Genomic DNA, 20,705 nt, shown 5'->3' on the forward strand with positions numbered 1-20,705 from the left:
CGCGGCTAGACGACGGTTTCGCCACCGTCGACGACGAGAATCTGGCCCGTCATGTAGGATGACCTGTCGGACACTAGGAAAAGGATCGGTTCGGCGATCTCTGAAACCGTTGCCCAGCGCCCGAGCGGCACCTGCTTGGCAACATAGGTCTCGATTGCATCACGCCCGCCCATCTGCGCAATGAATGGTTCATTGAAGGGGGTATCGACCCAGCCTGGGCAGAGCGCGTTCACACGAATGCCAAAGCGGGCGTAGTCGCCGGCCATTTGCCGGGTCATGGCGATGACGGCGTGCTTGGTCGTTGTGTAGGCTATCATCTCGCGGTCGTAGAGCACGCCGGACGAGGAGGACGTGTTGAGGATCACGCCTTTGCCGGCCTTCTTCATGATCGGCATGGCGAACCGCGCGGCGATGAAGTGAGCCCGAACGTTCAGGTTCCAGGATTTGTCGAATCCGTCGATCGCGACCTCCTCGAGATCGCCTGCCACCTGCGCTCCGGCATGATTGTGGAGGATATCGATGCGTCCGTGGCGTTCAGCGATCGCAGTAATACCGGCTTCGAGCGCGCGGTCATCGGTCACGTCGAGAACCAGGCTTTCGGCATTTCCGCCAGCGGCCACGATCTGGTTCACAGTTTCGCCGGCGTTCATGAAGTCGACATCGACGACGACGACGTGTGCACCCTCACTGGCCATGATCAAGGCACCGGCCTGGCCAATCCCCGATCCGGCTCCCGTGACGATTGCGACGCGATTTTTGAGGATCATGATATTTCCCGTTACTGCGTTTTCCGGTCGCGCATCAGGAAGCGCGCGACGAGGATCAAGATCAGCGATGCGATGAGCACCATGGTGGCGATGGCGTTGATCTCAGGCGTGACGCCGCGGCGAATGGATGCGAACACGTAGATCGGCAGCGTCGTATTCGAACCGGCGACGAAGAAGGCGATGATGAAGTCGTCGAAGGAGAAGGTGAACGCGAGTAGAAAGCCTGCGAGGATCGACGGCAGGATCTGTGGCAGCACGATCTGGCGAAATGTCGTGAACGGTGTGGCATAGAGGTCGTTGGATGCCTCGACGATATCCCGCCCCAGGCTTGCGATGCGTGCTTTGACGATCATTGTCACCAGCGCCATCGTGAAAAGGCCGTGAGCGGCGATGATCGATCCGTAGCCGAGTGACAGTTTCGGCGCTTGTTCGCCCGGCCAGACGGCGGCCAGGAGCGGATTGATGAAGCCGAACACCTCGACAAGCGCCACCAGCGTCGCAATGCCGATGACGACGCCTGGAACGACGATGGCGGCGGCAAAGAGGCCATCGAACGCAGCACGGGTCTTCGGACCGAGGCGCTCCATTCCCATGGCTGCCATGGTGCCGAAAATGGCTGCAAGAATCGCGCTGGTCACTGCGATGATCAGGCTGTTTTGCAGCGCCTCCATCAGGAAGGTGTTGCTCAACGCCTTACCGTACCATTGCGTCGAGAAGCCGGTGAAATCCGAAGCGTTTCGGCCTGCATTGAACGAGAATAGGACGACTAGGGCGATCGGTGTGTAGAGGAACAGGTAAACTGCGGTAACGAGACTGCGCATCAGACGAGATCCACTTGGCGGGTGCCCGAGACGCGCCAAGCAATGCGCATGGCCACGAGAAGCACGATGACAACCACCACGACGAGGCTAACTGCAATTGCCGAGCCAAAGGGCCAGTTGCGGGACTGCAGGAAGAGGTCCACCAGCGCATTGCCGATGAAGAACACCTTGCCGCCGCCCAGAAGCTGCGGAATGAGATATTCGCCAAGCAGCAGGATGGTCACGAGAGCAATCCCTGTCATGACACCCGGCAGCGACAGCGGAAGCGTGATGCCGAAGAAGGTCGAGATCGGTTTTGCGCCGAGATCGGCAGATGCCTCCAGCAGGCGTCGATCCAGTTTCTCCAGGCTGACGTAGATCGGCATGATCATCAGCGGCAGATAGCCGTAGACGATCCCAAGCAGGACCGCGCCCGGCGTATTCAGCAGGCGGACATTTTCGATGCCGACAAGTTCCAGCAGATGCGGAATGCCTCGCGCACCGAGAATATACATCCACGCATAGGTTCGAACGAGAAGGCTGGTCCAGAAGGGGACGACGACAAGCGAAACCAGCAGAAGCCGGTATTTCGCGCTTGCCTTGACCGCCAAATAATAGGCGACCGGATACGCCACGAGCAGGCAGGCAAATGCGCCGATCGGGGCAAGAATGAGCGTGTTCTTGAAGGCCGCAGCACGCGAGCCGAGATTGGCGAACTGCGCAAACGTAAACGCCGCCTGGTATCCGCCCTCCGGTGCTCGCTCGCCGAAGGAGAAGACGACAATCGCAATGAAGGGCAGGACCAGAAACACGAAGAGCCAGGCACTCGCCGGCGCAACCAGCGCGGCGGTGACGAGCCGTTTCTTGGTATCCGTTGTCAGGGCCATGCTATGGGCTTCACAATGCTGGTTTGTGGGCAACAAGGCTGCGTCCGTCTGCTCTTCGCGTTGGACGAAGAGCAGACGGAGGGCCTCAGATGTCAGATCAGGCCGACTTGAAGCGCGCCATCAGTTCGGCGCGGCCCGGATCTGTCAGCGTCACGGCGGCGCCGAACTCGAGCGGCGTCAGCGATGCTTCGTCGGGGTAGACGATCTTGTTCGAGGTGATCTCCTTCGGAAGCAGCGAAATCACGCGGCTGTCCGTTGCCGGCGCGCCATTGGCGATGTGCTCCTTGGCGGCATTCGCCGGATCCATCAGGAAGTTGAGAAGGGCATAGCCCGCGGCCTTGTTCGGCGCATCCTTCGGGATCGCATAGTAGTCCGTCCAGATTTCGCCGCCGTCCGTGCCCAGCACGTAGGCGATTTCAGGAACATCGCGGTTCAGCTGTGCGCCGTCATTGGTCCAGCACATCGTCATCCAGGCGTCGGTTGCGCGCATCGCCGGCTGATAGTCGCTGTTGATGGCGAACAGATGCGGCTTGACCTTGATCAGGAGCTCTTCTGCCTTGGCGAGTTCATCGGCCTTGATCGAATTGAAGCCGTAGCCCAACGAAACCAGTGCGCTGCCGATCGTCGTCAGCTGGTAGTCGTGCACCATGGCGCGGCCATCGGCTTCCGTCTGTGCGAGCTCGAAGAAGTCCTTCCATGTGGTCGGCTTCGACTTGATCTTGGACGTGTTGACGGCAAAGCCGGTCGTGCCCCAGTTCTTCGGCACGGCATAGGTCTTGCCGTCGATCTGGCCTTCCTTGGTGAAGCGCGGATTTTGCGTCGTCTGGCTGAAATTGGGGAGCTTCGACAGATCGAGTTCATCGATCAGGCCAAGCTTGTGGTGGGTCGAAATCGTGTAGTTGGTCGGGACGAACAGCGACCAGCCGGACGCGCCGGCCTGCAGCTTTGCCAGCATTTCCTCGTTCGAGCCGAAGACGTTGACTTCAACGGCGACTCCGGTTGCGGCCTTGAAGTTGTCGAATGTCGCAGGGTCGTGATAGTTCGGCCATGTGGCGATAGACATCTGCGTTCCGAGTTCGCCCGCAGCGTAAGCAGGTGTCGAGAGCGCGCCCGGGAATCGCGACATGACTGCCGTGGCAAGGCCAAGGCCGGTAATGCCGAGAAAATGGCGACGGCTTACGGAGCCGCGCTTCAGGCGCATGAATTCGTCCATGAAGCCTTCGGCGGAAATGGGAAGATTATCCTTGTAGTCCTTGCTCATGATGCTGTTCCCTTGTTTTGGTTTTATGCTGCACTTGCTGGAAAGACATGCGCGGCCAGCGGGTCGAAGGCGAGGAACACCGCTTCGCCAGGTTCCACAAGGTCGCTTTCGCTCACACCGCGCCGATCTGCGGTTACGAGAAAATCACCGAGGCCGGGCACCGTTACCGCATACTCGGCAGAAGAGCCGAGGAAGATGCGATGCGTCACCGTGCCCTTGAAGGCAGTGCCGTCAACCGGTTGCCGCGACAGGCGAATGGCTTCCGGACGGATCGCAACAATCGCCTCGCCTACAGCGACGGTCGGGCGCGGTCCGGCGGCGATCGCTGACCCGTCGGCGAGTCTAATGGTCGCGCGGTCCGCTTCCATTTTTGCAGTGACGCGGTTCGTCTTGCCCACGAAATCTGCAACGAAAAGATCAGCCGGGCGGTCGTAGACTTCCTGCGGCGAGCCGAGTTGGCGGATCCGGCCCGCGCTCATCACGCAGACCACATCGGCCATAGACAACGCCTCTTCCTGGTCGTGCGTCACCAGCACGAAGGTAATGCCAAGTTCGCGCTGGAGTGTTTGCAGTTCGATCTGCATCGCCGAGCGCAATTTCTTGTCGAGCGCCGCCAGAGGCTCGTCGAGCAACAGAACGGATGGGCGGTTGACGATGGCACGGGCGAGCGCCACGCGCTGCTGCTGGCCGCCGGACATCTCGTGGATGCGGCGCTTGGCGAAGCCGCCGAGGCGTACCATCTCCAACGCCTCGCCAACGCGGCGATCGATCTCGGCGCTGGCGATCTTCGGCCGCATCTGTTTCAACCCGTAGGCAACGTTCTGTTCGACGTTGAAATGCGGAAACAGCGCGTAGTGCTGAAACACCATGTTGACGGGGCGGCGATAGGCGGGGACGCCGTTCATCTCGCGCCCGTCGATCAGGACCGTTCCTTCGCTTGGCTGCTCAAAGCCGCCGATCATGCGCAGGCAAGTTGTCTTGCCGCAGCCGGAAGGGCCGAGCAGCGCCAGAAAGGCGCCCTTCGGCACATGAAGATTAATGTCCGTTACGGCGGTCACCGCGCCATAGTTTTTGGTGACCGAACGGAACTCGATATCGTTCGTCGAAGCGGATCCCACGTCTGTTCCCTGCGGTTGGTTTGGAGTGGGCAGTCTAGCGCTGCCTTTTGCCACCGTCGTTGGTAAAAGACTAAGCCGCACCCTCTCTTACGGTATATACCCCGAGAGAGGTATTTAAGCCAAAATGGCTTCATGGAAGGTATATACACGCTCGCGGGCTTTCAGCGAGGAAACGGGGAGGGTTCCGTCAGGATGAGCACCGATTTGCAGGCGCTGTTTGAAGCCTTCGGCGCGACGGTCGGCAAGCCGGCGATGAGCGACGCCGAGTTCGGCGAAACCTTTCGGAGCATGATGTCGGCACTGGTACGCTTCGATTATGTCGTGGCCTTTGCCTACCGCGGCAAGGAACGGCCGATCGATCTCTACAGCACCTTCGATCCGAAGGAGCACATCATTTTCGTCACGCTCTATCAGGCGGGTCCCTACCTCCTTGATCCATTCTATCACACGGCACATGCCCGGCGGACGGGCGTCTTCCGCATGCGCGAGCTCGCGCCGGATCGCTTTTTTTCCAGTGAGTATTACCGCACCTATTATGTGCAAACGGGGCTGGCGGAGGAGGTCGGCTTTTTCATCGCCGCGGACAACGACACCACGATCGTGCTCTCGTTGATGCGGAGAGAAAAGACGGGGGCATTTCCCGCTGCCGAGACCGCATTGCTCAAGCAGGTCGAGCCACTGGTCGCCAAGATGGCCCGGCATTATTGGTCCGGCCTCGCTGCGCGCTTTGACGCCCAACTCAATGCCGGGCAACAGCGAGGCAAGAAACGCGGAGCAAAAGCAACAGCGCTCCAACCCGCGGATGCCGTCTGGCAGGATCTCAATCTGACTGCCCGCGAAACGGCAATCGTCGACCTCGTGCTTCAGGGGCACTCATCGGAATCGATTGGCCTTAAGCTCAATATCTCGACCGGTACGGTCAAAGTGCATCGACGCAATGTTTACCGCAAGCTCGGCATTTCGTCGCAAACGCAGCTTCTATCGATCTACCTCAAGAATTTCGGCGCGACGAGCGAGGCTCACGCTTCGCCGGCCTCGCGGTAAACGAGCTCTTCTCGCGCGGCCCTGTAGTGCGCCGGGTCCGGGACAGGAACAGCCGCCATCAATGCCTGCGTATAGGGTTGACGCGGGTTCTCGAAGATTTCCCGCCGCGAGCCGGTCTCGACGATCTGTCCGTGCCGCATGACCGCGACCTTGTGCGACATGCGCTCGACGACAGCCATGTCGTGCGAGATGAAGAGATAGGCGAGGCCGATCGTCTCCTGCAGTTCAAGCAGCAGGTCCAGGACACGGGCTCTGACTGAAACGTCAAGCGCTGCAACGCTCTCGTCGGCAACAATCAGCTTGGGCTCGAGTGCCAGCGCGCGTGCAATGCAAATACGCTGGCGCTGTCCGCCGGAAAACTCGTGAGGATAGCGAGTCGCGGCATCGGGCGTGAGCCCAACTCGCTTCAGAAGTTCGGCTACCCGGTCGCGCCGCTCCGACTTGTCGCCGATGCCGTGGATGAGCATCGGCTCGGCGACCGCGGCGCCGACCGCCATGCGGGAATCAAGCGACGCATAAGGATCCTGAAAGATCATCTGTGCGGAACGTCGCACCGGGCGCATCTCGCGCTGTCCCAGCCCGGCAATATTCTGCCCGTCTATCAGCACATCGCCGGTAAACGGGATGAGGCCGAGGACCGCTTTTCCAGTGGTCGACTTGCCCGAACCACTTTCCCCGACGAGACCTAGCGTCTCTCCCGGCAGGATGTCGAAGGAAACATCGTTGACCGCGCGCACCGGCGGCTTGCCCTTGAAGAAGCGGCTGCCGGAGGTGCCGTAAACAACATTCAAACCGGTGACGTTCATCACCGGCGCATGCTCCCTGGGCTTGGCCTCTTTCGGGGAAGCAGTCACGCGCGGCGGGCTGTCGGTGCCCGACAGTGCGCCTAGCCGGGGAACGGCGGCCAGCAACTGCTGGGTGTATGCCTCTTTCGGTTCGGAAAACACGGCCAGCGAGGGGCCGGTTTCGACAATGCGCCCATGCTGCATGATGACGACGCGATCTGCCATTTCGGCAACCACGCCCATGTCGTGCGTAATGAGGATGATCGACGTGCCGAACTCGGTCTTCAGCTCGCGCATCAGCTTCAGGATCTGGGCCTGTACGGTGACATCGAGCGCCGTCGTCGGTTCATCGGCGATCAGCACTTTGGGGCGGCAGGAGAGCGCCATGGCGATCATGACGCGCTGTCGCATGCCGCCGGACAGTTCGTGCGGGAACTGCTTCAGGCGCCGGGCAGGCTCCGTCATCTGCACGGCGTCCAGCATCCTGAGCGCGACGGCCTCAGCCTGGTCGCTGCCCTGGTGTTCGCGAATGGCTTCCGTCAACTGCGCGCCGATCGACATCACAGGATTGAGCGAGGTCATCGGCTCCTGAAAGACCATCGCGATGTCGCCACCACGAATGCCGCGCATGGCGCGGTTCGACAACGTCAGCAGGTCCCGCTCGCCAAGCAGGATGTTCCCGGAGGCCACGCGAAGCGATGCCTTCGGGAGCAGACCCATGATGGCGAGCGACGTCACGGATTTCCCCGACCCGGATTCGCCTGCGATACAAAGCGTCTCGCCGGAGGCGAGTTCGAAGCCGACATCGCGAAGGACCGGCTTGCGGCCCTCGGGGGTGAGGGCATCGATGCTGAGATTGCGGACGGTGAGAACGGGTGAGGGAGCAGATGAAATCACGCGAATACGATCCTCGGGAAGTAAAACGAGACAACCCAGTTCGGTTGGTCGACGATCTCGCTGATCCGGAGATCGCCGCATACCGAGCAGAGAAGATAGGCATCAACGGCGCTCATGCCGTGTTCCGAACCGAGCAGGTCGATCATCCGCATCAAGCTTTCGCGGGCGCCGGTCATCAGGTCCGGGCCGATGCCGGTCGTCACTTCGTAACCTGCGCCATCGAGGTGGCGGGTGACCGGTTCGGTGGTGGTGAAGCGCGGCGTCTGCAGGCGGGCGTCCTTGACCAGTTCTATCGTTGCCTCGACGTTCATCTGGCTTTCGATGGCCGTGCCGCAGACTTCGCCGTCGCCTTGCGCGGCGTGGGTATCACCGATCGAGAACAGAGCTCCATCGACCTCGACCGGCAGGTAGAGCGTAACGCCCGCCGTCAGGTCGCGGATGTCCATGTTGCCGCCGACGCGTCGGGGGGGGACGACGGAATGGGTGCCAGCCTCGGCCGGCGCGACGCCGATCGTGCCGGCGAAAGGCTTCAGCGGCACGCGACCACCGGGACCGTAAAGCGCAGGCGCCATGCTGTTGGCGTCGTAGGACCAGACGTGCAGCGCCGGATCCTTGAACTGATCGGCCAGCAGGCCGAATCCCGGGATATTGGCCGTCCAGCCGTGGCCGGAGGGCTCGAAGCGGCGGATGGTGACCTTCAAGGCGTCGCCGGGTTTGGCGCCTTCCACATAGACCGGACCAGTGACCGGATTAATCTTGCCGAAATCGAGATTGTTGAGCGTCTCGAGGGTGGCGTCACGGCCGAGCTGGCCGCCGGATGAATCAAGGCATTCGAAATGAATGGTCTCGCCGGGCTTTGCGACAACGGCCGGAGCGAAGTCCTTGTTCCAGCCGAAATTGTGCTGAGCGCGGTGAATGGTGTGGGTGCAGGCGACACACATGTCAAAATCTCCCTGGGATGAGTGCACCTTCCCGGACCGGCCGGGAAGGTGTTTGCTCTTGCCGAGCTTATTGGTTGACGTAGATGGCGTCGTAATTGATGACGCGTGTCGGATCGATATAGATGTTGTCCGCACCGCCCATGCGCAGCCCCTTCGCCACAACACGGCGCTCGTTGATCACAGGAACCCACGGCGCATCAGCCATGATGTCGGTGAACACCTTGCCCCAGGCAGCGGTACGCTCGGCGGACTTTGCCGGATCGGACATGGAGTCTGCGGCAACAGCGCGCTTATCGAGATCGGCGTTGCAATACCACGACCAGTTCCAGCCGCCAGCGACCGCACCCGAGCATCCGAGGATCGGACCGTAGAAGTTGGACGGATCCGGGAAGTCGGCGATCCAGGCCATGCCGCCCGACCAGATCATTGGGGCTTCGCCTTCGGTTCCACCCGCCGCGATGACGTTTGCCTGTGCCAGCGCCCGTACCTCGGCCTTGACGCCAATAGCGGCGAGATCCTGCTGGATCGCCTGGGCGATACGCGGCTGCGGGTCGGTGTTGGTGGAGTAAAGCACCGTCTCGAAGCCGTCCGCGAAGCCAGCTTCAGCCAGCAGGGCCTTGGCCTTAGCAACGTCGTAGGCATAGCCTGTGAAGGCCTTGTCATAGCCCGGCATCAGCGGCGGCAGCGGCTGGTTGGCAGGCGTGGCACGGCCGTTCAGGATACGTGTGATGCGCTCCTTGTTGATCGCCATGTTGACCGCCTGGCGAACCTTGACGTTGTCGAAGGGCTTAACCTTGGTGTTAAGCGTGATGTAGCCGGTGTGAAGCTGTTCGCCGTCGACAATCATCTTCGGGCCATCGGCCGAATTCTTGATCTCGAGGAACTTGGCCGGCGGGATGCCGTCGCCGGCGATATCGACTTCACCCTTCTGAAGGCGAAGCAGGGCAACCAGCGGCTCCTGGCCGACCTCGACCTTGAAGCTGTCGATATGCGGGACGTCCTTGACGAAGTAGTCCTTGTTGCGTTCGAAAACGAGCTGCTGGCCGATTGTCCAGTCCTTCAGGATGAAGGGGCCGGAGCCGATCGGCTTCTTGCCGAAATCGCCGCCAGCTGCCTCAACGGCTTCCTTCGGCACAACCGAGGCGAAGTTGATCGCGAGCACATGCAGGAAGGTCGCGTCGGGGCGCGACAGGTTGAAGACGACGGTCGATTCATCCGGCGTCTCGATGCCCGCCAGCGTGGTTGCCTTGCCGCCAGTCACGTCCTCGAAGCCCTTGATGGCGCCGAAGAAGCCGGCACCCGGACCCTGCGTCTTCGGATCGACCGCGCGCTCGATGGAGTACTTGACGTCCGAGGCAACGACTTCACGGCCGCTCGAGAACTTCACGCCCTTGCGGAGCTTGAAGGTATAGGTGAGGCCATCGGGGGAAACAGTGAAGCTTTCTGCGAGGGACGGCACGAGGTTCGGTGTTCCCGGCTCATAGTCCATCAGGCGCGAGAACAGGCTCTTGATCATCGACCAGTTGACCCAATCGTAGCCGATTGCCGGATCGAGCGTGCTGATGTCGTCCTTGTAGGTAACGACGATGTCGCCGCCCTGCTTGGGCGCATCTTGAGCCATGACGGCGAGCGGCGCGAGCGCCACCATCGTCGCGAGGCTCGTCGTTTGGAGCAGGCGTTTGAACATATTAGGTTCCCCTTCTTTGGTTGCTGTCAACGTGTTCGGATACGTGGATCGATAAGCGGCGCGACAAGGTCGGCGAGCAGGTTGCCGATGACGATGGCGAGCGCCGATACCAGCGTCACGCCCATGATGATCGGGATGTCGACCTGCTGGATTGCCTGCCATGCAAGCTGGCCGATGCCGGGCCATCCGTAGACGGCCTCGACGACAACCACGCCGCCCATGAACTGACCGATATCGATGCCGATCATGGCGATGATCGGCAGGATCGCGTTCGGAAGCGCGTGCCGAAAGATGATGCGTCGCGACGAGAGACCCTTGGCGCGGGCGGTGCGAACGTAATCCTGATTGAGCACGTCGATCATCGCCGATCGCACCATGCGTGCATACCAGCCGGCGCCAAGGACGCCGAGGGTGGTTGCCGGCAGTACCACATGGGCGAGGGTGCCGTAGCCACTCATCGGAAACCAGCCGAGCGTCACGGCAAAGACGTAAAGCAGAAGCAGGGCGACAACGAACTGCGGAGCTGAGACGCCGACGAAAGATGCCATCATCACCAGCCGGTCAACGGCGCCGCCACGGCGCACCGCCGCGAGGGTTCCGAGGATCAGGCCAAGGACAACTTCCACCAGGATGCCGGCCAGCATCAGGACGAGCGTTGCCGGGAGGCGGGCCGCCACCAGCGTCCACACCTCGGTCTTCTGCGCGTAGGAGCGGCCGAGATTGCCGGACAGCAGGTTCGTCAGGTAGGTCCAGAACTGCAGGAGCAGTGGCTGGTCCAGCCCCAATTCATGCCGAATGTTGGCAACCGTTTGTGTGGTGGCACTGCGGCCGGCGATCATCCGGGCAGGATCAGCCGGTAGCGCGTACAACAGGACGAAGGTGATGGCGGCGACGCCAAGCAGGATGAGGGCTGCCTGGACGAGGCGGCGAAGGACGACGAACGCCATCAGCCTCTACCCCGCTGTGTCGGATCAAGAATGTCGCGCAGAGCATCCCCGACGAGATTGAAGGAAAGTGCCGTCAACAGGATGACCGCTCCCGGGAAGAAGACCAGCCAAGGCGCTGCCTGGAAGTAGCTCTGGCTTTCGAAGATGATGTTTCCCCATGATGGTTGTGGCGGTTGAACACCGACGCCGAGAAAGGAGAGCGTCGCTTCGAGCAACACGGTCGTTGCAATCCCGAGTGTCCCCCAGACGATCGCCGTGGGCATCAGGTGAGGGAGAATATGAGTGAAGAGGATGCGCATATGGCCGGCGCCAAGCGAACGCTCCGCCATGATGAAGTCCCGCTCCACCAGTCCACGCGTCTCGGTGTAGACAATGCGTGCGACCTGCACCCAGTTCACCAATGCGATCACCATGGCGACGATCCAGAGGCTGGGCTTGAGGAGGGCGGCGAGGACGATCGCGAGCAGCAATGCGGGAAACGCCATCATCAGATCCGTGAACCGCATCAGCACATTGCCGAGCAAGCCGCGCAAGTAGCCGGCTAGAATGCCGATAAAGAGGCCAATGCCGACAGCGATGCCGTTTGCGACAAGACCGATGAGCAGGGAGGTTCGGGCGCCGAACAGCAGGCGCGAAAACAGGTCGCGGCCGAGCGTATCCGTGCCGAGCAGGAACTGACCGCCGGGCGGCAGCGGCGCGCCTTCCAGAGACAGGCCATCGAACATCTGCTCGTCGGGGCTATATGGCGCGATCCACGGCGCGGCGATTGCCAACAGGATCACAAGCAGAACGACGACCACGCCGAACAGGGCTGCCGGCTGGCGAAACAAGGCTTTCAAAACGCGCATCAACCGGCCTCCGGGAGCGGCTCGGCGCCGCCCAGGATGAAGGCCGCGATCTGTTCTATCGGGAGCCGCCGGCGCATGGCGCAATCACGAAGCACGGCATAGGCCCGCTCCTCATCTATGTTGCGACCAGTCATCAATTTCTCCACTGCGGCGTGAACGAGCGGGCGGAGCCGCACGCGTTCTTCCAGATATTGCAATCGCTCGGCGGATGCCTTGCGTTCCTGATGGATCGACACCGCCATGACCAGCGCCGGGTAGACGGCCGATGCCGCGATTGGTTTGGCAATGATGGATCCGGCACCCTGCTCCAAGGCCCAGGCGATGCGGCCCGGCGCTTCCGAGCCAAGCAGTGCGACGACCGGGCATGTCGGCGTTGCGCCGTGCCACGGAAGCAGACTGTCCCAGCCCTGATCTGCGTCAACGATGACCAGATCAGGCAGCTCGGCGGCCGAGAGCGGTGCCCATTGTATTTTCGGGGTGAGACCGAGAAGGCGGAGCTGGCGGTGCAGTCGCTCGGTGGAACGGCAGGGCGGCGTGGTTGGTTTCCCTGTCGATGACAAGCGGACCGAACAATGTTGGCCACGACGCTTGATAAAGCTGCTGTCGAACCGCGATGGGATCGTCGCTGCCGGCGGTGACAATCGCGTCAGTGCAGAGCTTGATCGCCGTATAGGCGCTGGCGAACACGCCGGAGGTCCTGCGGCCAGCGCCGAAATGCCCGGCGACCCGCGCCTTGAACGCCGCGTTCTCCGGCGTGGCGAGATTGTCGAAATACGAGGCCGCGCAAAGCTGGCCGAGGGCAGCGCCGGGCGTAATGTCGTCCAGCTCGCACTCCATCAGGTCGCAGCTGACGACAGGGCAGTTTTCCGGCCGAAACGCTGCATCGCGCTCGCCAAGCAGCCGGATGGCTTCGAGGAAGGCGTAGCTAGAGGGGCCGATCAGGTTGTTGAGGATGAAGCTCGGCCGGCGTTGTTCGATATCGCTGACGATGCGTTCGACAGCGGTTTCCTCAAGCGGAAGGTAGCGTTCGCCGAGCACCTCGCCACCGGCGTTCGTCACCAACTCGCGGGCGAGCCTGTTCATCTCCCATCCCCAGACATAGTTGGCGCCGACCAGATAGGGGCGTTTGCCATAGCGGGGAATGAGATGTTCGAAGAGCGGGATCAGATGCTGGTTTGGGCAGCCGCCGACATAGATGACATTCTCGTTGGCCTCAAAGCCCTCGTAGGGGCACATGTACCAAAGGAGCGCGTCGTGCTTCTCCACGAGGGGTATGACTTCCTTGCGGGCTGCCGAGGTGATTGTTCCGACAATATGTCTGCAACCGGACCGCAACAGCTGACGCGCGCCTTCAAGGTAGGCGGCGATATCAGCATGCGGATCGAAGAAAACCGGCTCGATTGCCAATCCGGCCGATCCGGCAAATTCGCGCAGGGCGAATTCCGCGCCGGCGCGCGCGTCGCGCCCCATCGAGCCATAGGGGCCGGTGGTGGAATAAAGGATCCCGATCTTCAGCGTGTCGTTCATCAAAGACCAAAAAACAAAAAACCCCACGACGCGAACCATCCAAGGAATGGAGCATCATGAGGCGAAACTGCCCAGCGACTATCGAAGTCATGTGATTGCGGCATGGCTTTGCCTAATCCGCAGGCTTGGATAAAATACAGGCAGACCATGTTTGTCAAGCCTCGTCCAAGCGATATGCTGACGCAACGGCGGATGATTTCGCTATTTGACGGAGTAGCCTTTTCTCTGCTTCTTTTCAGCGATTTTCCGAAGCAACGCTACGGCGTCCTGCTCGCGTTCGAACATGTGTACGATCTCCTTGCCCTGAGTGCCGATACGACCCCAGGCGCGGACCAGCGATGTCTGGCCGAACAATGTCGGCTGGATCGAGAGTGCGTAGTAGCGCGCCATGTTTTTGGTGACGTCTATACGTTGAAGGCGAAGGCTGGACTGTTGCTGGCTCATGACCTGAAACATGATTCGGCTAGGAGTCAGCGTCCAACGACAAATTTGAATCGATTGGCGCCGATCGATTCACGTGTTTGATGCTTGGTGGCGTCGGACCTTTGGGTCACGCCCCCGGGCGATAGCGCCCAGGCAAAGTCGGCCGAGCGGGCTGCGGGAGGCGAGGCCCTGCCGCCCACATTTACCGTTACGTACTTCCCCGCCTCGCGCCGTAGCGTACCCTCCGCCTGTCGGGTGAGCTTGTGACCCAAGGTGGTTGGATGATGGGGGATGGCAACACATCGGAGCCGGCGCCGAACAACGCCGCGCAGCGCGGGCTATGGCGGCTGATGCTGAAGCTGCCGGCGGTTCGGGGTCGCCTTCAGCTTATCAGCACCAGATCCGCGTCTCTCGAAGGGCTCTGCGAGGCGTATGAGGATGCGAGTGTCGCGCTGGAACGCCTTCGCGCGCGGTCTGGCGCCTCTCGTGACACGCTCGTCGAGGAGTACGAGACGATCTGCGGTGAGATTGAGAACGACGTCATCAAGCTCTGTCTCGACAAACGCTGGGGCATTCCGGAATAGCCCATCTGATGGCGCAATCGCCCGTTGATTTATTTTCCATTTGCTGTTGCAACCTATCGTTAGGCGCGCAATATATCCGCGCTTGTCCGGTTGATCATTGCGTGCGGGGAACTGCGATGCCTACTGAGCAGCGTGATATTGTGGCCAGCGCCGTTCCGGAGGTCGAGGCGCGCGCCGAACTCGAGCGACTTCTTTCCGACAATCGATTCCATGCGACCGAGCGTGCGGCCAGCGTTTTGCGGTATTTGGCCGACAGGCGGTTTTCGGGTGAAGATCACAGCGCCAAGGCCTACGAGATCGCCATCGACGTCCTTGGTCGTCCGAGCAATTTCGATTCGACCATGGATCCGATCGTCCGTATCGAGTTAAGCAGGATCAGATCCGCGCTGAACCAGTATTATGAGGCGTACGGTTCGGAGACTTCTGTCGAGCTTCGGCTGCCGAGGGGGCGCTATGTTGCGGAGTTTCGTCAGACAGGTGGCTGCAAGACCGACGAGCGGGCCACCTTCGACGGTGGCGTTTCGGATGAAGGCATCCAAAAGACCAACACGGTGGCTACCGATCAGCCTTTCAGATTGCCGTTGGCTCGCCGTGGGCAGGCCGCGGTGGCGGCTTTGTTCCTCGCGCTCATAGCTACCGCAATCGGCGGCCTTGGGCTTGCCTTCCGCACGATCAATACCGAGAAGCCGGTCGTGACGGTGACGATGATGGCGGCCGCTGACGACCAACGCGGAGAGGCAAGCCTGACAAGGGACATGCTGCTGACGGCGCTGACGCAGTTCCAGACATTGCGCGTCGTCGCAGGGCCAGCCCGGCATCGTACGCTTGCCGACGAACTTCGACCCTCCGTTGCAAACACCTATGCCATCGACATGAAGTACTACAGTGACGGCGATGACCGCAGCGTCTGGTGGCAAATCACCGACACACGGTCCGGCGATCTGTTGACGTCAGGCGTCCAGCATGTGGATGCAAAGGGAAAGACGGCGGTCGTCGCAAGAGCAGAGCTCGCGGCCTTGCTGTCGCGGCGATTTGCAGCGGCGCGCAGCGCGATCAACAATATCGAAACGCATGGCAGTGCTGAGGCGTCGATTGGCAATGCCTGTGTCCTGCGCGCCGAGTATGAGCTCGACGAGGGTGGGGCAGCGGCGTTCGCAGACGCTGCTTCCTGCCTCGAAAGGACGATTGCCGCTGATCCGAACGACGCGGATGCGGCGGCCACGCTTTCCAGAATTCTGCTCGCGCAACAGGCAGAAGTGAATACAGCCATAGCGCTCAATCGCCCGCTTGAGCTTGCCAACCGGGCAGTGTCTCTCGCGCCTGTTTCTGATCGTGCTCATATCGCATTGATGACGGCGCTCTTTTACAGCGGCAGGACGGAGGCGGCGATCAGTGCGGGCAACAGGGCATTGTCGCTCAATCCGAACAATCCGGACGTCAGCGCGAAGCTGGCGATGGTCTTGTTCAATTCGGGCTACCCGGACGCGGGCGTTTCACTGGCTGAGGACGCTGGACGTGACGTTGACGCGGTTCCGCGAGAAGCCACTCTCGTGCTTGCGCTCGATGCATATCGCCGGGGCGACTGGTCTGGAGCCTCCCTGCTGGCGGAGCAGTTGAATCACAGGGATTTCGATGCCGACATGCTCAAAGTCGCGGCCCTCGCTCAGCTGGGCTCCGATCAGGTTGCCGCTCGGCTTAGTGAAGTCCAGCAGCGCGAGCCAGACTTCGAATCGACATTCGAGAGCAGGATGGCCTGGCGGCGATATTCCCCACAGCTGACGGCCTCCATCCAGGCTGGCCTGACGAAGGCCGGGGCGCAGTTCAACACGGAGTCATTGGCCAGCGCTCGATGAGACTCTGGCGATGATCTCGGGGTGTTGGCCCAGCTGCTATTGGTCGAACTTGTAGATCTTCTTCCAGTCGTTTTTCATGTCGACGACAAGCCAGTTCCTGCGTTCGGCTTCGTCCAGGGTCTTGTCGAGCTTGCCGAACTCCGAGTTCCGGTCGTAGGCATATTCGCGTTCGGCGTCCGTGTGGTGAACGATCAAACCGAAACCGTGCTGCGCGCCGCTGGTCCCCCAGCGCAGCATTTCATAATCACCATCCGAGTTTCCGGCGACGAAGATCGGTCGGCGCCCGATGAACTTGTTGATGCCGACTGGCTTGCCCGGGCCATCGTCGATGAAGTCGATTTTCGGGAGCCGGTTCAACACCGGAACGTCGTCGACTAGCGCGTATTCGGTGGTGATGGTCGAGCCGATCACCTGTTCGGGTGGAATACCATACGCCTTCTCGGTCATGGGGCGCATGAATTCGACGCCGCCGCCGGAAACGATGTAGGTCTTGAAGCCGTTCGCTCGAAGGTAGTCGAGCAGCTCCCGCATCGGCAGGAACGTCATTTCACTAAACAGCTTGCCCGTCTTGGGATGTTTGGCGGTGGCGAACCATTCTGTGACGATCTTGTTGAATTCATCGGTCGTCATGCCGGCGTGCGTGGCCATGCTCAGCTCGACGATCCCTTTTTCACCGCCCTTGGCGATTCCCTTCAGATTGCCCGACAGTATGCTTTTGAACGGCTCTTTTTCGCTCCACTCGGGATGCAACGGTGCCAATGCCTTGACGCGATCAAGCATGAAGCCGAGCTGGAAGTAGTAAGGCTGCTCCGACCAGAGCGTGCCGTCATTGTCGAAGACGGCAATACGCGCTTCAGGGGCAACATAGCCTTCGCCGCCCTCCGTCACCGTCTTCGTGACGAAGTCCACGATGCGTGCCTTCGCGGACGTGTCGTTCCAGGACGGCAGAACGTCTTGTGCAAAGGCCGATTGGGCCGCACCTGCCAGCAACAGCAGGACGGCAACGAGCAGAGAGGTCAGAGCGACTTCGATTGTTCTGGTTAGGCGGCGGTTCGAAAATCCGGCCATGCTCCGGTGTCCGGCGAATGCTAACCATTGAGCTATTGCGGTCATTGGCGCCTCCATTGTTCGGACGCCAGTTTCGCTCCAATCGGGGCAAACCGACAGTACGTTACGGTAAATGCGCGAACACGTGCGCGTAAATCTTCGCCGTCAGCGAGGTCACGCCGAGCAATACTGCACCAGCAGAACTGGATCGGACCGGTCTACTGCGTCAGCGGCTGCTGTTTCAGATCACCCTGCAAGGTGTCGCTGGCATTCTCTGGCTTCTTTTTCAGCACCACCGGATGTTCGATGATGGTTGCCGGCGCAGCCACCGCGGTCGCCGCGACGTTGCCGATGGTCGTGACTGTTCCGCCGACGACGGCAGTAATGCCCTGGCCGAGCGAAACATTGGAATCGGTCAAGGTCTGGCCGGTCATCAACCGCTGCCCGATCAACTGTACGATCTCAGGGCTTTCGGCGAACTTGCCGTGGTTCAGCCTGTCGCCGCTTTTGACCTTCGTCAGGTCAATCGCCGTGATGCCGGCTTCCTCGAGTTTGGTGCGATAGGGCTCCACAGTCGGGTCGATCGCGCCCAGTCGCGAGACTTTACCCGTGATGAAGCTAGACACAGCCAGCGCCTTGTCGTCCTGCGAGACAAAGATCGTGAACTTCGGTCTCGGCGTTCCCATTTCGGCATACTGCTTGGCAAAGACCTGAATGTCGATGTCGGGCGAGGCGAGGATGACGTCGCGGATCTTGCTGTTCACGTGACCGTCGCGGATGCCCATCTGCCGGAGTGATTCCATCGCAAGCCATGTCCCCATCGAGTGGGCAAGCACCGTGATGTCCTTGACAGCAGGATCCTCAGCCAGCGTGCGGAGCGCCTGTTCGAGGGCAGTTCGCGAGTAGTTCGTGCTTTCCTTGTCGTACTCATAGGCGGTCAGTTGCGCGCGCGACGGCCAGGTGAACAGCACCGGCGTTGCCTTCATGCCGCTGTCGTTGGCGATCTGCGCCAGACGGAAGACCGAGTCCTCGTACTTGTTGTTGAAGCCATGGACGAACACGAGCGCATGCCCGTCCTGAATATGCTGACGAAGCCAGAGACGGCCTTCGGCAAGGGTCGCGACCGGTGTCACTTGTGTGACGGCGAAGTCCGTTGCCGGGTTCGGAGGAAGCCGCTTCGGCCATTGTACCGTCCCCGGCTCCCGCTTCGGGGGGATCGAGACTGACACCTCGGTGAGGTAAGGTTTCGGGCTGCGCTCGCCGTTGAAGAGCGTTGCGGGATCGCCGGATGGCTCTCGCGTCGTTGCAACCAGCATGTTGATTTGGGTCGTCTTCGGAGTGGCTGCCGTCAGCGCCACGGGGGTCATCACACCAGTAGGATGTCCACAACCAGATAGAACAACGAGGCTCGCAATCAGCAATCTACGCAACATGAATGCTCCACCGGTTAGTCCAGCGGACGATAGCCAACCGGAGCATATTTGGAAGAGCGTAACTGCAAATGACGTCCATTTACCCATGCTAAAATGGCACTGCCTGAACGTAGGTTGCAAATCTGCCACGTTTGGACTGTCGATCGCGCGAGAGTCTGGCTGCGCCGTGCTCCGCGTCAATGGAGGTCCAGAGTCAATTGCGTTCCCTTCAGGGCGGGCAGGGGGAGGCCAATGTCGATCCTGCCGAATACGCGCTTGCGTCGTTCAGCGTCACGCTCGCGCTCGGCGCGGCAGTTTGCAACAACGGCCAAAGCGTTTGCGATGACTTGCTCTGTCTTGTTCATCTGCAGACCTCTCATTTGTTCACTTTATGTTCTTATATTTTGTTGCGGTAATCAAGAGGGTTGTTGCGGGGGGGGGATGGGCACCGTCGAATGACCGCTTGGCAGGTCAGAGGCCGGCAATGCGGAGTCCTTGCCAAATTTTGCCAAGACCGCTAGGCTGCCAACATGAGCACGATGAACATCTCTCTTCCGCAAAACCTCAAGAGCTTCGTTGACGAGCAAGTCACGGGCCGTGGTTATGGCACGAGCAGCGAGTATGTCCGGGAACTGATACGTCGTGATCAGGACCGGCTCAATCTTCGAAGGTTGCTTCTCGACGGAGCCGCATCGGCTGCGACCGGCACTGCCGACGGCGATTATTTCGCCAGCCTTCGTGAGCGGGCCCGCGGTCAACAGGGCGAGTGACACCCAAGGCAATCCATCTCCGCCAACTCGCGCGCACCGATGTGGATGCGGCGGTGGATTATTATGCGCGAGAAGCCGGCGTCGATACGGCAATCGGCTTCGTCGATGCGCTGCAGGCAGCGTTCGATCTGCTTGCAAGACACCCGCAGTCGGGTTCGTTGCGTTATGCATACGAACTGGAACTGCCCGACCTGCGCAGCATCGCGCTCAAGCGCTATCCCTATTATGTGTTCTATCGGGATCATGCAGACCACATCGACGTGTGGCGTGTGCTGCGCGATATCCCTCAGTGGATGGGCGATCCGGAATCCGTATGATGGCTTTGGCGACACGGCCGTCTACCCGTCAGTCCACGAATCTGTTGGCCCCGAAACATAGTTATTGACGAAAATATCGACGTTACTACTATATCTAGTGTTCGAGGTTCTTCTGATTCTCACGGATTGGAAGCTAAGACGGGAATACGGTGAGCGGCTGTTCATGATGGGCGCTGCAATGCCGGAGCTGCCCCCGCAACTGTAAGCGGCGAGCATCTGTTCGAGAAAGTCACTGAAGCGCGAGTTTCGGGAAGGCGAGAATGGATGTCGTGACCCGCGAGCCAGGAGACCTGCCTCAAACGAAAACGTCCACGGGCGGGGTGTCCGGAAGGTCGCGCATAGGTGTGGAATGATGTCCACGCGTGTCGCTGCCCCGAACCTTCGTGTTGCCAACTTCGGGGTGAAGTCCATGTCCAGTTCAGCAAGTCCGCGCAAGCGCGAGTAACCGAGCCTCAGCGCCCGGTGTAAAGGCGTGCCGTCCCATTTTCAGATTTCTCGCACGGAGATCGGCGGATGTCCAATCGATACCCTATTCCTTTTTGAAACCTACGAGGAAGTCATGACGATCACCGTCTATAGCAAGCCTGCCTGCGTTCAATGCACAGCCACCACCCGCGCTCTCGAGCGTCAGGGAATTCCCTATGAGATCGTCGATGTTTCCACCGACGCCACTGCATACGAACTGGTTCAGGGCCTCGGCTACCGCCAGGTGCCCGTTGTGATCGCCGGCGACAAGCATTGGGCCGGTTTCCGCCCGGATATGATCAGCGCTTTGGCATAGGGACGGTCG

Annotated in this window: 21 protein-coding genes, 1 pseudogene and 1 riboswitch; of the genes and pseudogenes, 6 read left to right on the forward strand and 16 right to left on the reverse strand. The window is 60.6% G+C overall.

The window, feature by feature from the left end:
• Positions 1-5: 5 nt before the first annotated feature.
• The 5 genes from QTL94_RS28120 to QTL94_RS28140 all read right to left on the reverse strand — a co-directional run bounded on the left by QTL94_RS28120 (position 6) and on the right by QTL94_RS28140 (position 4,833).
• Entirely contained in the window at positions 6-767 is a 762-nt protein-coding gene (locus tag QTL94_RS28120) for an SDR family NAD(P)-dependent oxidoreductase (RefSeq protein ID WP_289803858.1), read from the reverse strand.
• Positions 768-778: 11 nt separating this feature from the next.
• A complete protein-coding gene (locus QTL94_RS28125; protein WP_289803859.1) occupies positions 779-1,588 on the reverse strand; it encodes an ABC transporter permease in 810 nt (269 codons plus the stop codon).
• The gene (locus tag QTL94_RS28130; RefSeq protein WP_065693051.1) at positions 1,588-2,454 is read right to left on the reverse strand and encodes an ABC transporter permease; all 867 of its coding nucleotides are present in this window, start codon (positions 2,452-2,454) and stop codon (positions 1,588-1,590) included. Before QTL94_RS28130 ends, QTL94_RS28125 begins: the two co-directional genes overlap by 1 nt.
• A 97-nt stretch (positions 2,455-2,551) precedes the next feature.
• Positions 2,552-3,715, reverse strand: a complete 1,164-nt coding sequence (locus QTL94_RS28135) for an ABC transporter substrate-binding protein (RefSeq protein ID WP_289803860.1) — start codon at positions 3,713-3,715, stop codon at positions 2,552-2,554.
• Between the two features lie 23 nt (positions 3,716-3,738).
• Positions 3,739-4,833, reverse strand: coding sequence for an ABC transporter ATP-binding protein (locus QTL94_RS28140; protein ID WP_289803861.1), 1,095 nt, complete (start codon positions 4,831-4,833; stop codon positions 3,739-3,741).
• A 192-nt stretch (positions 4,834-5,025) separates the two neighbouring features.
• Here QTL94_RS28140 and QTL94_RS28145 point away from each other — a divergent pair, with 192 nt between their 5' ends.
• On the forward strand, positions 5,026-5,877 hold the full coding sequence (locus QTL94_RS28145; RefSeq protein WP_289803862.1) for a response regulator transcription factor: 852 nt from the start codon (positions 5,026-5,028) through the stop codon (positions 5,875-5,877).
• Here the strand turns inward: QTL94_RS28145 and QTL94_RS28150 are convergent.
• The 8 genes and pseudogenes from QTL94_RS28150 to QTL94_RS28185 form a co-directional block, all read right to left on the reverse strand.
• A complete protein-coding gene (locus QTL94_RS28150; RefSeq protein ID WP_289803863.1) occupies positions 5,853-7,559 on the reverse strand; it encodes an ABC transporter ATP-binding protein in 1,707 nt (568 codons plus the stop codon). The genes QTL94_RS28145 and QTL94_RS28150 overlap by 25 nt on opposite strands.
• Positions 7,556-8,500 carry an acetamidase/formamidase family protein gene (locus QTL94_RS28155; RefSeq protein WP_065693046.1) on the reverse strand — a complete coding sequence of 315 codons (945 nt, stop codon included), beginning with the start codon at positions 8,498-8,500 and terminating at the stop codon, positions 7,556-7,558. The genes QTL94_RS28150 and QTL94_RS28155 overlap by 4 nt, the downstream gene beginning before the upstream one ends.
• A gap of 67 nt (positions 8,501-8,567) precedes the next feature.
• On the reverse strand, positions 8,568-10,187 hold the full coding sequence (locus QTL94_RS28160; RefSeq protein ID WP_065693045.1) for an ABC transporter substrate-binding protein: 1,620 nt from the start codon (positions 10,185-10,187) through the stop codon (positions 8,568-8,570).
• 26 nt (positions 10,188-10,213) lie between these two features.
• Positions 10,214-11,134, reverse strand: a complete 921-nt coding sequence (locus tag QTL94_RS28165) for an ABC transporter permease (protein ID WP_289803864.1) — start codon at positions 11,132-11,134, stop codon at positions 10,214-10,216.
• The gene (locus QTL94_RS28170) at positions 11,134-11,982 is read right to left on the reverse strand and encodes an ABC transporter permease (protein WP_289803865.1); all 849 of its coding nucleotides are present in this window, start codon (positions 11,980-11,982) and stop codon (positions 11,134-11,136) included. Before QTL94_RS28170 ends, QTL94_RS28165 begins: the two co-directional genes overlap by 1 nt.
• Positions 11,982-12,542, reverse strand: a complete 561-nt coding sequence (locus QTL94_RS28175; RefSeq protein WP_289803866.1) for an ANTAR domain-containing response regulator — start codon at positions 12,540-12,542, stop codon at positions 11,982-11,984. Before QTL94_RS28175 ends, QTL94_RS28170 begins: the two co-directional genes overlap by 1 nt.
• Positions 12,499-13,509 (reverse strand): annotated as a pseudogene (locus QTL94_RS28180) (transporter substrate-binding protein); the annotation flags it as partial. The gene QTL94_RS28175 and the pseudogene QTL94_RS28180, both read right to left, overlap by 44 nt.
• A 201-nt stretch (positions 13,510-13,710) precedes the next feature.
• Positions 13,711-13,953 carry a WGR domain-containing protein gene (locus tag QTL94_RS28185; RefSeq protein ID WP_289803867.1) on the reverse strand — a complete coding sequence of 81 codons (243 nt, stop codon included), beginning with the start codon at positions 13,951-13,953 and terminating at the stop codon, positions 13,711-13,713.
• 242 nt (positions 13,954-14,195) lie between these two features.
• On the opposite strand from QTL94_RS28185, the gene QTL94_RS28190 reads away from it, so the two are divergent.
• Both QTL94_RS28190 and QTL94_RS28195 read left to right on the forward strand, forming a co-directional pair.
• Positions 14,196-14,516, forward strand: a complete 321-nt coding sequence (locus QTL94_RS28190; RefSeq protein WP_354666079.1) for a hypothetical protein — start codon at positions 14,196-14,198, stop codon at positions 14,514-14,516.
• 116 nt (positions 14,517-14,632) lie between these two features.
• Positions 14,633-16,369, forward strand: a complete 1,737-nt coding sequence (locus QTL94_RS28195) for a tetratricopeptide repeat protein (protein WP_289803868.1) — start codon at positions 14,633-14,635, stop codon at positions 16,367-16,369.
• 36 nt (positions 16,370-16,405) lie between these two features.
• Here the strand turns inward: QTL94_RS28195 and QTL94_RS28200 are convergent, their stop codons facing one another.
• From QTL94_RS28200 to QTL94_RS28210, 3 genes are all read right to left on the reverse strand, one after another.
• Positions 16,406-17,437, reverse strand: coding sequence for an HAD family hydrolase (locus tag QTL94_RS28200; protein ID WP_289803898.1), 1,032 nt, complete (start codon positions 17,435-17,437; stop codon positions 16,406-16,408).
• A gap of 197 nt (positions 17,438-17,634) precedes the next feature.
• The gene (locus QTL94_RS28205; protein WP_083199595.1) at positions 17,635-18,783 is read right to left on the reverse strand and encodes an alpha/beta hydrolase; all 1,149 of its coding nucleotides are present in this window, start codon (positions 18,781-18,783) and stop codon (positions 17,635-17,637) included.
• Positions 18,784-19,025: 242 nt separating this feature from the next.
• Positions 19,026-19,193 carry a hypothetical protein gene (locus QTL94_RS28210; RefSeq protein WP_198928733.1) on the reverse strand — a complete coding sequence of 56 codons (168 nt, stop codon included), beginning with the start codon at positions 19,191-19,193 and terminating at the stop codon, positions 19,026-19,028.
• A 165-nt stretch (positions 19,194-19,358) separates the two neighbouring features.
• Here QTL94_RS28210 and QTL94_RS28215 point away from each other — a divergent pair, with 165 nt between their 5' ends.
• The 3 genes from QTL94_RS28215 (at position 19,359) to nrdH (ending at position 20,696) form a co-directional block, all read left to right on the forward strand.
• A complete protein-coding gene (locus tag QTL94_RS28215; RefSeq protein ID WP_289803869.1) occupies positions 19,359-19,598 on the forward strand; it encodes a ribbon-helix-helix domain-containing protein in 240 nt (79 codons plus the stop codon).
• Positions 19,595-19,915, forward strand: a complete 321-nt coding sequence (locus QTL94_RS28220; RefSeq protein ID WP_289803870.1) for a type II toxin-antitoxin system RelE/ParE family toxin — start codon at positions 19,595-19,597, stop codon at positions 19,913-19,915. Before QTL94_RS28215 ends, QTL94_RS28220 begins: the two co-directional genes overlap by 4 nt.
• An 87-nt stretch (positions 19,916-20,002) precedes the next feature.
• Positions 20,003-20,227, forward strand: a riboswitch (cobalamin riboswitch).
• Positions 20,228-20,474: 247 nt separating this feature from the next.
• Positions 20,475-20,696, forward strand: a complete 222-nt coding sequence (gene nrdH, locus QTL94_RS28225) for a glutaredoxin-like protein NrdH (RefSeq protein WP_289803871.1) — start codon at positions 20,475-20,477, stop codon at positions 20,694-20,696.
• Positions 20,697-20,705 lie beyond the last annotated feature (9 nt).

Origin of the sequence: Rhizobium sp. S96 (assembly GCF_030382195.1) — a bacterium.
Taxonomy (GTDB): Bacteria; Pseudomonadota; Alphaproteobacteria; order Rhizobiales; family Rhizobiaceae; genus Rhizobium.